The sequence below is a fragment of the Streptomyces sp. NPDC059852 genome, assembly GCF_042731455.1.
Classification (GTDB): Bacteria; Actinomycetota; Actinomycetes; order Streptomycetales; family Streptomycetaceae; genus Streptomyces.
In genome coordinates this window covers 66,981-80,563 of record NZ_JBHWJK010000014.1, presented here as the reverse complement: position 1 = coordinate 80,563, position 13,583 = coordinate 66,981, and the positions used below count along the sequence as shown (strand labels likewise).

The 13,583-nt window shown below is 73.8% G+C and carries 14 protein-coding genes; 7 read left to right on the top strand and 7 right to left on the bottom strand.

The genetic code is table 11. The features are described 5' to 3' along the window. Window positions 1-9: 9 nt before the first annotated feature. The 3 genes from efeB to ACFV46_RS19540 are packed head-to-tail and all read left to right on the top strand — an operon-like array spanning window position 10 to window position 3,097. A complete protein-coding gene (efeB, locus tag ACFV46_RS19550; RefSeq protein WP_385498991.1) occupies window positions 10-1,269 on the top strand; it encodes an iron uptake transporter deferrochelatase/peroxidase subunit in 1,260 nt (419 codons plus the stop codon). A 3-nt stretch (window positions 1,270-1,272) separates the two neighbouring features. Continuing rightward, window positions 1,273-2,145 (top strand): iron uptake transporter permease EfeU, encoded by an 873-nt coding sequence (gene efeU / locus ACFV46_RS19545; protein WP_361932070.1) that lies wholly within the window; start codon window positions 1,273-1,275, stop codon window positions 2,143-2,145. Then, window positions 2,105-3,097 carry a hypothetical protein gene (locus ACFV46_RS19540; protein ID WP_385498990.1) on the top strand — a complete coding sequence of 331 codons (993 nt, stop codon included), beginning with the start codon at window positions 2,105-2,107 and terminating at the stop codon, window positions 3,095-3,097. Before efeU ends, ACFV46_RS19540 begins: the two co-directional genes overlap by 41 nt. Window positions 3,098-3,109: 12 nt before the next feature. Here ACFV46_RS19540 and ACFV46_RS19535 read toward each other — a convergent pair whose 3' ends face one another. Together ACFV46_RS19535 and ACFV46_RS19530 are read right to left on the bottom strand one after the other, a co-directional pair. Beyond that, window positions 3,110-3,841, bottom strand: a complete 732-nt coding sequence (locus ACFV46_RS19535) for a bifunctional DNA primase/polymerase (protein WP_361932075.1) — start codon at window positions 3,839-3,841, stop codon at window positions 3,110-3,112. Window positions 3,842-3,993: 152 nt separating this feature from the next. Further along, entirely contained in the window at window positions 3,994-4,629 is a 636-nt protein-coding gene (locus tag ACFV46_RS19530; RefSeq protein ID WP_376728859.1) for a TetR/AcrR family transcriptional regulator, read from the bottom strand. Window positions 4,630-4,752: 123 nt separating this feature from the next. Between ACFV46_RS19530 and ACFV46_RS19525 the strand changes: the two genes are divergently transcribed. Then, window positions 4,753-4,956: a DUF6243 family protein gene (locus tag ACFV46_RS19525; RefSeq protein WP_361932080.1), complete on the top strand. Its 204-nt coding sequence runs from the start codon at window positions 4,753-4,755 to the stop codon at window positions 4,954-4,956. Between the two features lie 20 nt (window positions 4,957-4,976). On the opposite strand, the gene ACFV46_RS19520 is transcribed toward ACFV46_RS19525, so the two are convergent. From ACFV46_RS19520 to ACFV46_RS19510, 3 genes are read right to left on the bottom strand one after another with little or no spacing between them, the layout of a single operon-like run. Continuing rightward, window positions 4,977-5,966: a small ribosomal subunit Rsm22 family protein gene (locus ACFV46_RS19520; protein WP_385498989.1), complete on the bottom strand. Its 990-nt coding sequence runs from the start codon at window positions 5,964-5,966 to the stop codon at window positions 4,977-4,979. 32 nt (window positions 5,967-5,998) lie between these two features. Beyond that, window positions 5,999-7,114 (bottom strand): serine hydrolase domain-containing protein, encoded by a 1,116-nt coding sequence (locus tag ACFV46_RS19515; protein WP_361932236.1) that lies wholly within the window; start codon window positions 7,112-7,114, stop codon window positions 5,999-6,001. Window positions 7,115-7,125: 11 nt separating this feature from the next. Then, entirely contained in the window at window positions 7,126-8,493 is a 1,368-nt protein-coding gene (locus ACFV46_RS19510; RefSeq protein ID WP_385498987.1) for a multidrug effflux MFS transporter, read from the bottom strand. Window positions 8,494-8,581: 88 nt separating this feature from the next. On the opposite strand from ACFV46_RS19510, the gene ACFV46_RS19505 reads away from it, so the two are divergent. Then, on the top strand, window positions 8,582-9,613 hold the full coding sequence (locus ACFV46_RS19505) for a Gfo/Idh/MocA family protein (protein ID WP_385498986.1): 1,032 nt from the start codon (window positions 8,582-8,584) through the stop codon (window positions 9,611-9,613). Here ACFV46_RS19505 and ACFV46_RS19500 read toward each other — a convergent pair. Continuing rightward, complete coding sequence (locus ACFV46_RS19500; protein ID WP_385498985.1) at window positions 9,600-11,237, bottom strand: alkaline phosphatase D family protein; 1,638 nt, start codon at window positions 11,235-11,237, stop codon at window positions 9,600-9,602. The two genes, ACFV46_RS19505 and ACFV46_RS19500, sit on opposite strands and share 14 nt — an antisense overlap. 134 nt (window positions 11,238-11,371) lie before the next feature. Between ACFV46_RS19500 and ACFV46_RS19495 the strand changes: the two genes are divergently transcribed. Beyond that, a complete protein-coding gene (locus ACFV46_RS19495; RefSeq protein ID WP_385498984.1) occupies window positions 11,372-12,136 on the top strand; it encodes an SDR family oxidoreductase in 765 nt (254 codons plus the stop codon). A 297-nt stretch (window positions 12,137-12,433) separates the two neighbouring features. Here ACFV46_RS19495 and ACFV46_RS19490 read toward each other — a convergent pair whose 3' ends face one another. After that, window positions 12,434-12,760 carry a nuclear transport factor 2 family protein gene (locus ACFV46_RS19490; RefSeq protein ID WP_385498982.1) on the bottom strand — a complete coding sequence of 109 codons (327 nt, stop codon included), beginning with the start codon at window positions 12,758-12,760 and terminating at the stop codon, window positions 12,434-12,436. Between the two features lie 188 nt (window positions 12,761-12,948). On the opposite strand from ACFV46_RS19490, the gene ACFV46_RS19485 reads away from it, so the two are divergent. Next, window positions 12,949-13,506 (top strand): DoxX family protein, encoded by a 558-nt coding sequence (locus ACFV46_RS19485; RefSeq protein ID WP_361932098.1) that lies wholly within the window; start codon window positions 12,949-12,951, stop codon window positions 13,504-13,506. Window positions 13,507-13,583: the final 77 nt, after the last annotated feature.

Here is a 13,583-nt window from a genome sequence, read left to right as displayed (position 1 = left end):
GGACGCGTCATGACGGAACCGTCCGAGAAGACCACCTCCCGGCGTGCGCTGCTCGGCTGGGGCGGCGCCGGGCTCGCGCTCGGTGCCGTCGCCGCCGGCGGGGCCGTCGCGGCGACCCGGCCGGGCGACGACGCCGAACCGGCCGGCGCCGGCACCGGCTCCGCGATCCCCTTCCACGGGGAGCGGCAGGCCGGTATCGCCACCCCGGTCCAGGACCGGCTCCACTTCGCCGCGTTCGACGTGCGGACCGAGGACCGGGACGCGTTCGTCGCCCTGCTGAAGGAGTGGACGCAGGCCGCGCGCCGGATGACCGCGGGGCACGCGGTCGGCGACGGCGCGTACGGCGGTCTCGCCGAGGCCCCGCCGGACGACACCGGGGAGGCGCTGGGACTGAAGCCGTCCCGGCTCACGCTGACGATCGGGTTCGGGCCGTCGTTCTTCGAGAAGTTCGGGGAGCGGTTCGGCATCGCGGACGCGCGCCCCGAAGCCCTCACCGAGCTGCCGCAGTTCGCCGGTGACAACCTGGACCGCGACCGCAGCGGCGGCGACCTGTGCGTCCAGGCGTGCGCGGACGACCCGCAGGTCGCCGTGCACGCCATCCGCAACCTGGCCCGCATCGGGTTCGGCAAGGTCGTGGTGCGCTGGTCGCAGCTCGGCTTCGGCAAGACCTCCTCGACGACGCCCGACGCGCAGACCCCGCGCAACCTGTTCGGCTTCAAGGACGGCACCCGCAACATCGCGGGCACCGAGACCGACCGCCTGGACAAGTTCGTGTGGGTCGGCGAGAAGGACGGACCGCGGTGGATGGCCGGCGGTTCCTACCTCGTCGCCCGGCGCATCCGCATGCACATCGAGACCTGGGACCGCACCTCCCTGCAGGAGCAGGAGGACGTCTTCGGCCGCAGCAAGGGCGAGGGCGCCCCGGTCGGCAAGGCGAAGGAGCGCGACAAGCCGTTCCTGAAGGCGATGATGCCCGACGCGCACGTCCGGCTCGCGCACCCCGACTCCAACGGCGGCGCGACGATCCTGCGCCGCGGCTACTCCTTCACGGACGGAACCGACGGCCTCGGCCGTCTGGACGCGGGCCTGTTCTTCCTCGCCTACCAGCGCGACCCGCGCACCGGGTTCATCCGCATCCAGCGCAACCTGGCGAAGGACGCGCTCAACGAGTACATCCAGCATGTGGGTTCGGCGCTGTTCGCCGTCCCGCCGGGCGTCCGCGACAAGGACGACTGGTGGGGCAGCACGCTGTTCGGCAAGGAGGCGTGAGGCGTGTTCTCCAACTACCTGATCGGTCTGCGCGAGGGGCTGGAGGCCAGCCTCGTCGTCTGCATCCTCATCGCCTACCTGGTGAAGACGGGCCGCCGGGACGCCCTGCGGCCCGTGTGGGCCGGCATCGGCGTCGCGGCCGCCCTCGCTCTGGGCTTCGGCTGCGCGCTCGAGTTCGGCTCGCAGGAGCTGACGTTCGAGGCGCAGGAGGCGCTCGGCGGCTCCCTGTCGATCCTCGCGGTCGGCCTGGTGACCTGGATGGTCTTCTGGATGCGGCGCACCGCCCGGCATCTGCGCAGCGAGCTGCACGGCAAGCTGGACGCGGCCCTGCGGATGGGCACGGGCGCCCTGGTCGCCACGGCGTTTTTGGCCGTCGGCCGGGAGGGCCTGGAGACGGCCCTGTTCGTGTGGGCGTCGGTGCGGGCGGCCGGGGACGGCACGCCGCGCCCGCTGGTCGGTGTCGCGCTCGGCATCGCCACGGCCGTCGTGCTGGGCTGGCTGTTCTACCGCGGGGCCCTGCGCATCAACCTCGCCAAGTTCTTCACCTGGACCGGCGGCATGCTGGTCGTCGTCGCCGCGGGCGTGCTCGCGTACGGCCTGCACGACCTGCAGGAGGCGCGCTGGCTGCCGGGGCTCGGGAACAAGGCGTTCGACATCAGCGACACCGTCGATCCGGCCAGCTGGTACGGCACCCTGCTGAAGGGCGTGTTCAACTTCCAGCCGGACCCGACCGTCCTCCAGGTCACGGTGTGGCTGCTGTACCTGATCCCGACGCTCGCGCTGTTCCTCGCCCCGGTAGGGTTCGCCTCCGGGAAGGGGAAGGTGAAGGAACCGGATGAGCAGGGATCGCGGCCCTCGAAGGCTCCGCAGGCTTGACCGGAGCGCGCTGATTGCGGCCTCCTTGACCGCTTTGTCGTTGACGGCGAGCGGATGTGTGGTGGTCCACGGGGAGAAGGAGGTCCTTCCCTCGGCGACCAGGGCGGAGGCCGCGAAGGCGCTGAAGGAGTTCACCACCGCGTACAACGCGGCGGACAAGGCCTACGACAGCGCGCTGGACTCCGGGCGGGTCACGGGCGCCCTCGGCGCGATCGACGCGGCGCGCCTGAAGGCGGGCCGGGCGACGAACCCCGGCGGCAACCCGGCGCACAGCCCGCTGGAGCTGTCGGACACCAGGTTCGCCATCCCCAAGAAGGCGGGCTGGCCCCGCTGGTTCGTCGCCGACGCGGCCGCGAACAAGGGCGGCCGGGCACGCTGGGTCTTCGTGTTCACCCGCCACGACCTGGACGAGCCGTGGAAGGCCGCGTATCTGACGCTGATGGCCCCGGGGGACGTGCCCGAGTTCAAGACGGACGCGGACGGCTACGCGCAGGACGTCCCGGCGGACTCGCGGCAACTGGCCGTGCCGCCCGGTGATCTGAGCGAGCGGTACGTCTCCTACCTGAAGGACGGCGGGGACGCCTTCGCGGCCGGCGGCCAGACCAGCGGGTGGCGGCAGACACGCAAGAAGCAGGCCGAACGCCCGGGTCTGGTCCGGCAGTTCATCGACGAGCCGCTGACGAACGGCGACTTCGCCCCGCTCGCGCTGCGGACGGCCGACGGTGGCGCGCTGGCGTTCTTCGCCTCGCGGCACTTCGAGAAGCAGACGGCGGCGCCGGGCGCGTCCGTGCCGGTGCCGGGCAAGTCGGTGCAGGCCCTGACGGAGGGCGAGATCAAGCAGTCGCTGACGCTGGAGTTCGTCTCCAACGAGGTGGCGCTGGTCCCGAAGGGCTCGGGCAAGGTGGACGTCCTGGGCCGTATCCAGGGCATGACGTCCGCGAAGGGCGAGTGACCCCCGGCGCGGTCAGTGACGCAGGGGCCAGGACCCGGAGACGTGGTCGGTCTCCTCGCCGACATGGCGGGCGCAGGCGTCGGTGAGGACCTCGAGGATGCTGAGCGGGTCGGGCAGCGGGTGCTCGGGGCCGCGCACCCAGTGCACGGACTGGCCCTCGCCGGGCAGCCGGGAGGGCGGCATGAGGACGTAGGAGCCTCGGCAGTGCCAGCGCAGTCCCGGGTGCTCGTCCATGGTCTCGGGGTGGCAGTCCAGCTCGCAGGGCCACCACTCGTCCTCGTCCTCGGGGGTGCCCCGGGTGAGGGTGAAGAACAGCAGCCGCCCGTCGCCGCTCTCGGCGACCGGCCCGACCTCGATGCCGGCGGCGAGCAGCCGCTCCAGCGCCTCGCGCCCGGGTTCGAGGGGTACGTCGAGGACGTCGTGCACCATGCCGGTCGCGGTGATGAAGTTGGCCTGCGGATGGTGGCGGGCCCAGCGCTCGATCTGGCCGCGGTCGGTGGTGGACTGCGTCTGCCAGGCGAACGACACCGGGTGCCGGGCGGGAGTGGGACAGCCGACGCGGTCGCAGGAGCAGCGGTATCCGGCCGGGTGCGCGGCGGGCGCGAGGGGCAGTCCCGCGGCGGCGGCGGCGAGCAGCAGGGCCTCCCGGCCGCCGTCACCGGCGGTGTCCTCCGGGGGGCGGCCTCGCAGCCACTGGGAGATCTTGCCCCGAAGGCCGGACCGGCCGCCCAACTCCGCGCTCATCTATCCCCTCGCCTCGCTGTCGTGCGGAACAGCATGCCCTATGGTCCCACCCTCGTGCGCCCCGGGGGGCCGTAGCGGACAAGAGGGCCAGGTGGGGCGAGCCGCGCACAACGCCGTGATCAGGGGTAATGGGGTCGCGGACGCGTTTTTCGTCACGCCTTCGGGCGGGGGGCGATGCCGTACAGGGCGTAGTCGACCAGGGTGTCCGTGTAGTCGTGGGAGATCGGGCCGGTGTACTGGAGCCAGCGCTGGGCCAGCGGGGAGACGAAGAGCTCCAGCGCGATGCGCGGGTCGACGTCGGGGCGCACCTGGCCGGCGTCCTGGGCGGAGCGCAGCCGCTCGACGTAGAGCTGCAGCGAGGGTTCCAGCAGCTTGGCCACGTACTGCCGGCCCAGCTCCTCGTCGACCAGGCCCTCGGCGGCGAGCGCGCGGGAGGGTGCGTCGAAGCGGGGGTTCCGCAGCTCGTCGACGGTGGCGCGCAGGACCGCCTTCAGGTCGGCGGCGAGGTCGCCGGTGTCGGGGATGGCGTACGGCTGCTCCCCGGCCTCCCGCGCGGTGCGCTCGGCGAGGTCGAGGAAGGCCTCCATCAGCACCTCCGCCTTGGAGGGCCACCAGCGGTAGATCGTCTGCTTGCCGACGCCGGCGCGGGCGGCGATGCCCTCGATGGTGGTGCGGGGATAGCCGACCTCCACGACGAGGGCGAGGGCGGCGTCGTAGATGGCCCGGCGGGACCGCTCGCTGCGGCGGCCGGCGTTGGGGGCGGTCGGGGCGGGTTCGCGTGCTGGCATGGCCTGAATTTATCAGTTGACAAGACGCTGCGTCTCGCCAGATCCTGAGGCGGTCAGGAAACGAGACGATACGTCTCGTTGAGTTGGTTGGCCGAGGCCGGCCGGGACGAAGGGAGCCTCACCATGACCCGAGGCGGAGCAGGAAGCATGCTGGGCGTCGGCGGGACCCGGCGCCACCTCGGCCGGACGGCGCTGCGCGGCGGCGCCCGGAACGGCCGCGTCGGCGGCGGGACCGACCCGGCGGCACAGAAGCGGGAGCTTCTGCGCAGGCTGCAGGAGAGGCGGGCCGAGGAGGCCGGGACGGAGGAATCCACCGAATCCACCTGAGACCGGACGCCGAGGGCCTCCTAGGAGGCCGGCGGCCAGGCGTCGCCCCAGTCCGTGTCGCGGGCCGCCCGGTAGAGGTCGCCGTGGCGCTTGGTGACCGTGGCCCGGCGCAGCGCCGGCTCGGTCTCGCACAGGTCGAGCAGGACCTGCCCCTTGCGGATCTGGGGCCTGCGCACGACCCGGGCGGGGGCCGGGTCCGCCGGCAGCCGGGTGGCGGCGACGTAGCTGAACTTCTCGTCCTCGTAGGCGAGGGAGCCGCCCTTGATCTGGCGGTGCAGCGAGGAGCGGCTGACCCGCGCCGAGAAGTGGCACCAGTCCGTGCCGGGCGCGATGGGGCAGGCGGCGCTGTGCGGGCAGGGCGCGGCGACACGGAGCCCGGCGGCGACCAGCCGGTCACGAGCCTCGATGATCCGGGCGTAGCCGTCCGGGGTGCCGGGTTCGACGATCACGACCGTCTGCGCGGCGTCCGCGACGGTGTCGACGAGGGTGCCCCGGTCGCCGTCCGTGAGCTCGTTGAGGACGTAGGAGACGGTGACGAGGTCGGCGGCGTCGAGGGTGAGTCCCGCACCGATCCGGGCCCGCTGCCAGCGGGCCCCGCGCAGCGCGGGGTCGGCCTCGGCGATCTCCCGGCCGACGGCCAGGGCGGGCTCGGCCCAGTCGAGCACGGTGACCTCGCGCCGGCCGGGCCAGGTCGCGCCGACCGCCCAGGTCGCCGCCCCGGTGCCACCGCCGACGTCGATGTGCCGCTCCGGCGCCCAGCCGGGCACGGTCCGCGCGAACGCCTCCAGGGCGGAGCGGACGGCCGCGTAGGTGGCGGGCATGCGGTACGCGGCGTAGGCGGCCACGTCGGCGCGGTCCCGCAGGATGGGGCTGTCGGTCGGGGTGGCGCCCCGGTACGTGGCGATCAGCCGGTCGACGGCCTGCGCGGCCCGGCGCGGCGGGAGCCCGTCGAGCAGGGCGGCGAGGGCCGCGCGCAGGGTCTCGGCGGACGGGGGGACGGGGGCGTTCACCCGGAGATTCTACGAGGCCGCGGACGGCCTCCTCACCGGCCCCGCAGGGCCCGGGCCACGCGCGTTCCCGCCGCCGCCCTCGGCCCGCTGTCGGGGCGCCGGCGGCGCGGGTGGACGGTGTTGGCCAGCAGGATGAGGAAGGTGTCCCGCGCCGGGTCGAGCACCAGCGACGTGCCCGTGAAGCCGGTGTGTCCGGCCGCGCCCCGCCCGGCCAGCTCCCCCATGAACCAGGGCTGGTCGACCGCGAAGCCCAGGCCGGGCGGCGTCAGCAGCAGCTCCACGAAGTCCGGGCCGAGGATGCGGGCGGGCCCGTAGGCACCGCCGGACAGCAGCGCCCGGCAGAGGACGGCGAGGTCGCGGCCCGTGGAGAACAGGCCGGCGTGCCCGGCGACCCCGCCCAGCGCCCAGGCGTTCTCGTCGTGGACGACGCCCCGCAGCATCCCGCGGTCGGCCTTCGCCCAGGGCCGCCGCTGGTCCTCGGTCGCGGCGGCGCCCGGGCAGGGGCCGAACCGGGTCGCGGTCATCCCCAGGGGGCGGGTGATGCCGTCGTGGACCAGGACGTCCAGCGGGCGGCCCGTGATGCGCTCCAGGACGTGCTGGAGCAGCAGCATGTTCAGGTCGGAGTAGCAGTACGTGCCGGGGACCCCGATGGGTGCCTCGCCGCGCAGCCGGTCCAGGCGCTCGGCGTGGTCCGCGCAGTCGTACAGCGGCAGTTCGGGGCGCAGCCCGGAGGTGTGGGTGAGCAGCTGCCGCACGGTGACGTCGTGCCGTGCGGCGGCCCGGAAGTCCGGCAGGTACGCCCCGACCCGCGCGTCGATGCCGAGCGTGCCGCGCTCGATCTGCTGCACGGCGGCCACCGAGGTGAACAGCTTGGTGAGGGAGGCCAGGTCGAACGGGGTGGCGGTGGTCATCGGCACCCGGGCCCCGGCGGGCAGTTCGACACCGGAGTCCGTGCGCTCGTCGTAGGAGGCGTACCGCACCGCCCAGCCGGCCGCCTCCTCGACGGCCAGGTAGGGGCCCCGTCCGACGACCAGCACCGTCCCGGCGGCCCAGGGGCGCCTGCCGGCGCTGAGGTCGCGGACCTCGCCGACGAGCCGTCGGATCTCCTCAGGGTCGAGTCCGGCCCTCTCCGGTGCGTCCCCGCGCAGTCTCGGCGCGCTCAGCTCTCCTCCCCCGTGCTCACGGCCGCGCCCGGCGCGGGCGAAGCCCCGTCGCGTGCGCCCGGACCTGGTGGTGTCCTCCAGGGACGGCACATTCCCATGAAGCAGGCGAGCGCCACCAGGCCCGCGGCCAGTTGGACGACGGCCATCGGGACGGCGGTGTCCTCCCCGGCGACGCCCACCAGGGGCGAGGCGATCGCGCCGATGAGGAACGAGGAGGTGCCCAGCAGCGCGGAGGCGGACCCGGCGGCGCGCCTGGTGCGCTGCAGGGCGAGCGCCTGCGTGTTGGGCAGCGTGACGCCCATCGCGGACATCAGCACGAACAGGGCGGCGGCCACGGGGGCGAGGCCCGTCTCGCCGAACACGCCCAGGGACATCAGCAGCAGCGCGGTGGCCGCGAGGACGACGACCACGAGTCCGATGCCGAGCACCCGGTCCAGGCTGACCCGGCCCACCAGCACCTTTCCATTGATCTGGCCGACGATCACCAGACCGACCGAGTTGAGCCCGAACAGCAGGCTGAACATCTGCGGCGAGGCGCCGTGGATCTCCTGGATCACGAAGGGCGAGGCGGAGATGTAGGCGAACAGCGCGGCGAAGGCGAAGCCGCCGGTGAGCGCGTACCCGGTGAAGGCGCGGTCGGCGAGCAGCCCGCGCATCGCGTGCAGGGTCTCGCCGACGCCTCCGGCGTGCCGGTCCCGCGTGGGCAGCGTCTCGGGGAGCCGGAACCAGACGAGGGCGGCCAGCAGTGCCCCGACGACGGTGAGGACGACGAACACACCGCGCCAGTCCGTCACCCGCAGGATCTGCCCTCCGATGAGCGGCGCCACGATCGGGGCGACCCCGGAGATCAGCATGAGGGTGGAGAAGAAGCGGGCCATGGCCACGCCGTCGTGGAGGTCGCGGACGACCGCCCGCGCGATGACGATGCCCGCGGCCCCGGCGAGGCCCTGGGCGAGCCGGCAGGCGACCAGCGCCTCCACGGTGGGCGCGAACGCGCAGAGCGCGGTGGCGACGACGTACACGGCGAGACCCACGAGCAGCGGGCGCCTGCGGCCCCAGCGGTCGCTCATCGGGCCGACCAGCAGCTGCCCGAACGCCATGCCGGCCAGGCACGCCGTGAGCGTGAGCTGGACGGTGGCGGCGGGCGCGTGCAGCGAGCGGGTGACCTCCGGGAGCGCCGGGAGGTACATGTCCATCGCCAGCGGGGGCGTCGCCGTCAGCCCGCCCAGGACGAACGTGACCAGCAGGCCGGTGCGGCGCTGTGCCGCGTCGGCCGAGCCCCGCGCGGGCGGCGCCGGTGGCCGCGCCGTGTCCGGTGCCGTCTGCCGCGCCGTGTCCCGTGCCGGACCCCCACGGTCGCTCATGAGCCCCTCCCTCTCCGAGTGATCCGCCCTCTATGCTCTCAGCTCGAACAGAGTGCCGAGTGCGACATGAGCGAGGGGCGGGGCCGCTGTGGCGGAACAGAGCGTGCGGTGGGGGATTCTGGCGACCGGCGGGATCGCGGCCGCCTTCACGGCGGACCTGGTCGACCTGCCGGACGCCGAGGTGGTCGCGGTCGCCTCGCGGACCCGGGCCTCGGCCGACGCCTTCGCCGAGCGGTTCGGCATCCCGCGCGCCTACGGCGACTGGGCGTCCCTCGCGCAGGACGAGGACATCGATGTCGTGTACGTCGCCACCCCGCACGCCGCGCACCGCGAGGCCGCAGGGCTGTGCCTGGAGGCCGGCCGCAACGTCCTCTGCGAGAAGGCGTTCACGCTGAACGCCCGCGAGGCCGGGGAACTGGTCGCGCTGGCGAAGGAGCGCGGCAGCTTCCTGATGGAGGCCATGTGGATGTACTGCAACCCGCTGGTGCGTCGTCTGAAGGCCCTGGTCGACGACGGGGCCATCGGCGAGGTCCGGCACGTCCAGGCCGACTTCGGGCTGGCCGGCCCCTTCCCGCCCGCGCACCGGCTGCGCGACCCGGCGCAGGGCGGCGGCGCCCTGCTGGACCTCGGCGTGTACCCGGTGTCCTTCGCGCAGCTGCTGCTCGGGGAGCCGTCGGACGTGACGGCCCGCGCGACGCTGTCCCCGGAGGGCGTCGACCTGCAGACCGGCGCCCTGCTGTCGTGGGACGGCGGCGCGCTCGCCTCCCTGCACTGCTCGATCGCGGGCGGTACGCCGACCGTGGCGTCCGTGACCGGTTCCGCGGGCCGCATCGACGTGCCGGCGGGCTTCTTCCACCCGGAGCGGTTCGTGCTGCACCGCGACGGCCGTGACCCCGAGGAGTTCACGGCCGACCCGGCGGACGGGCCCCGCACCTCCATGCGGCACGAGGCGATCGAGGTGATGCGGGCCGTGCGCGCCGGGGAGACCGAGTCCCCGCTGGTCCCCCTGGAGGGCACCCTCGCCGTGATGCGGACGCTCGACGCGATCCGGGACCGCGTGGGCGTCCGCTACCCCGGCGAGACCCCCGAGGACCGGGCGCCCGCGCTCACGCCGGCGTGAGCCCCTGCGTGCCGACCTGGGTGACGAAGGACGCGGCCGTCGTGACCGGCGCCCCCGGCGTGGTCACGTACGGCACGGTCCGGAAGTCGGCCCGTGCCAGCCGCTCCCCCAGCGCCACCCGGACATAGCCGCGCCGGCCGTTGTAGAACCGCAGGTGCGGGTTGGCCGTCATGTACGTGTCCCAGTTGGCGGGCTTGTCGGTGCCGTCCCGGCCGCTGGCGATCGACGTCGCCACGATCTCCGTGCCCAGGGTGGCGGACGTGGCGTCGTCGAAGTCGTCCTTGATGTCGAAGGCGTAGCCGACGTGGACGTCCCCGGTGAGCACCATGAGGTTCTCGACGCCGGCGGCCTTCGCGCCGTCCAGCACCCGGCGCCGCGAGGCGCGGTAGCCGTCCCAGGCGTCCATGGACACCCGTGACGGCTCGGTCAGGTCGAACTTGCGCTGGGAGAACGTCACCTGCTGCGGGACGACGTTCCACAGGGCCGTGGAGTCGCGCCAGCCGTCGAGCAGCCACCGCTCCTGCGCGGCGCCGGTCATCGTCCGCGCCGGGTCGTCGATCTCCGGTCCGGGGACCTGGGCGCCGTCGCCGTACGCCTGGTTGGAGCGGTACTGCCGGGTGTCGAGGACGTCGAGCTGGGCGAGCCGTCCCCAGTGCAGCCGCCGGTAGAGCCGCATGTCGGGGCCGGTGGGCCGCTGCGGCTCGCGCAGGGGCTGGTTCTCCCAGTAGGCGCGGTAGGCGGAGGCGCGGCGCAGCAGGAACTCGGCGGGCGGGACGCTGTTCTCCGGGGTGTCGCCGGCGTAGTTGTTCTCGGTCTCGTGGTCGTCCCAAGTGACGACGAAGGGGTGCGCGGCGTGCGCGGCCCTGAGGTCCGGGTCGGACTTGTACAGGGCGTAGCGCAGCCGGTAGTCCTCCAGGGTCATGGCCTCCCGGTTGAACACGGCTGGCAGCGTGCGGTCGGTGTAGTTGCGGTAGCCGCCGACGGAGTTGACGGCGTACTCGTACAGGTAGTCGCCGAGGTGGAGGACGACGTCCACGTCGTCCTGAGCGAGATGCCGGTACGCCGTGTAGTAGCCGTCGGCGTACGCCTGGCAGGAGACGGCGGCGAAGGTCAGCGCGGTCGTCGCCGAGGCCGCCGGGGCGGTGCGGGTGCGGCCGGTCTCGCTGATCCAGGTGCCGGTGCGGAAGCGGTAGTGGTAGACGCGGCCGGCCTCGAGGCCGGGGACGTCGACGTGGACGCAGTGGTGGTACTCGGGGTGGGCGACGGTCTCGCCGCTCGCGGCGACCTGCGTGAACGCCTCGTCGTGCGCCACCTCCCACTGCACGGCGACCGGTTCGGCGGTCATCCCGCCGTCCGCCTGGAACGGCACGGGCGCGAGACGGGTCCACAGGACCACGGAGTCGGGCAGTGGATCGCCGGAGGCGACACCGAGGGTGAAGGGGTCGTCGGCGATCCGGCGGGCGCCGCGCGCGGCCGCGCTCGCGGCGACCGGGGCGGGCAGCTGTACGGAGAAGGCCAGCGCGGCGGCCGCGCCGGTGAGGGTCAGGAAGCGGCGGCGGCCGATGTGCCGGGCCGCCGCGCGCAGTTCGGGGCTGTGCTGGGACAGGTCGTTCGTGGTGGTCATCCGGTCCTCCCCTGCCCGATGGAGGCACGGGGCGGAGAGCGGGACCGGGACGACACGAGCTTGGCGCGTACACAACACCCGGATGGCGGACAGGCCGGTTCCGAATGGCGGACCGTCCCCTACGCTGCCGCCCCATGGACGACATGCAGACGGGGACGAGGATCGCCGTGGTGACCGGCGCCGGCTCGGGCATCGGCCGCGCGGTCGCCGTGGAACTGCTGCGCGCGGGCTGGTCGGTGGCGCTGGCCGGACGGCGCGTGGAGACGCTGGAGGCGACGGCGGGGCTGGTGCCGGAGGGCGCCTCGCTCGCCGTACGGACGGACGTGGCGCGGGAGGAGGACGTCGCCGCGCTGTTCGCGGCCACGGTGGGGCGGTTCGGGCGGGTGGACCTGCTGTTCAACAACGCGGGCACGTTCGGCCCCGGCGGGGTGCCGGTCGAGGAGCTGCCGTACGACGCCTGGCGGCACGTGGTGGACACCAACCTCAACGGGGCGTTCCTGTGCGCGCGGGCGGCGTACCGGCAGATGAAGGAGCAGGACCCGCGGGGCGGCCGGATCATCAACAACGGCTCGATCTCGGCGCACACGCCCCGCCCGCACTCGGTGGCGTACACGGCGACCAAGCACGCGCTGACCGGGCTGACTAAGTCGCTGTCGCTGGACGGGCGGCCGTACGGCATCGCGGTGGGGCAGATCGACATCGGCAACGCGGCCACCGACATGACGGCGCGGATGCGGCAGGGCGCCCTTCAGGCGGACGGCTCGGTGGTGCCGGAGCCGGTGATGGACGTGGCGGACGTGGCCCGCACGGTCCGGCACATGGCGGAGCTGCCCCTGGAGGCGAACGTCCAGTTCGCGACGGTGCTGGCGACGGCGATGCCGTACGTGGGGCGGGGCTGAGGGGAGCCGGGGCGGGCCGGGGCGATCCCGAGGGGCCGTGCGTCTTCACGATGTGCACAACTGGAATCTGTAATTCCGCTACATCGCCCCCGGTGGGCGGCTTATGCTCAGATCACTCTGCACGAGAGCTTCACATTCGGAGCAGCAGGGTTCGCATGCCATACCGAGGGGGGACGCGGCAGCCGTTCCACCGCACCGGGGTGGGGGTGGACCTCGCGTGGGACCGCGAGGGACGCACCGGTGGGTGGAACGGCTGCCGTGCGTGTGCGGGGGTGCCGCGGATCGGTGATCGGCCGCTCAGGCCTGACCGGTCTCGAAGCGGGAGATCCGGCCGTCGTCCTCGACCTCGAAGTGCCAGCGGGTCCGCATCTCGCCATAGGTGTCGTTGCGGTAGGAGGCGAGGAGATCGCGGCCCTGGTTCGACTCGTTGTCGACGTCGAGGTGCCCGTTGGAGAAGAAGATCTCCCGGTCCACCCAGTCGGTCAGATCGCGGTCGGTGCCGTCGTCGGCCATGGTCGCGCCGGGCGCGAGGACACTCATGAAGCTGTCGCGGTCGTGGGCGTTGACCGCCTCGACGAAGGCACGGACCGTGGGGTCGCTGAGCTTGGACGTCTGAATGGTCATACCGGCAGCGTCACACCGGCCCCACCGCCCCGCCACCCGAACGGCGCCGCGGCGGGGCGGGAGGGTGTCCGCGGTGCCACGGTGGATACGCGGGAGGGGATCCGTCCCCGCCGCGGGAGGGGATCCGTCCCTGCCGCCGGGGGGATCCGTCCCTGCCGACCTGTTCGTGACCTGCTCCGGGAGTCGCTGTGAGTGCTTTCAACCGACACGATCTGGGCCTGCTGCTGCTCCGGCTGGGAGCCGGCGGCGTCCTGATGGCGCACGGCACGCAGAAGCTGTTCGGCTGGTTCGGCGGCCATGGCATCGAGGGCACCGGCCAGTTCATGGAGTCGATCGGCTACAAGCCGGGCAAGGCCAGCGCGACCGCGTCCGGCCTCGCGGAGACCGGCGGCGGCGCGCTGCTGGCCCTCGGCCTCGCCACCCCCGCCGCGGGCGCGGCGGCGGCCGGCGGCATGGCGGGCGCGGCCGCGGTGCACGCCCCGAACGGCTTCTTCAACCAGGAGGGCGGCTACGAGCACGCCGCCATGGTCGGCCTCGCCGCGACGAGCCTCGCGATCACGGGGCCCGGCCGGCTCTCCCTCGACCACGCGCTGCGCCACGTCCTGGACCGCGGCTGGATGGTCCCCACGGCCCTCGGTGTGACGGCGGCGGCGACCGCGCTGGTGGTGGGCGCCCGCAACCGGCGCCTCGACCGCCCGGACAAGGACGGCGAGTTCGCGGACCAGGAGACGCTGTTCGAGGAGTGAGCCCCGCGTCATGCGTCGTGGCGGTCCTGTGCCAGGCCGCGCCGCCTGCGCCCTTCGGGCCCGTGCCGGGCTGCCCC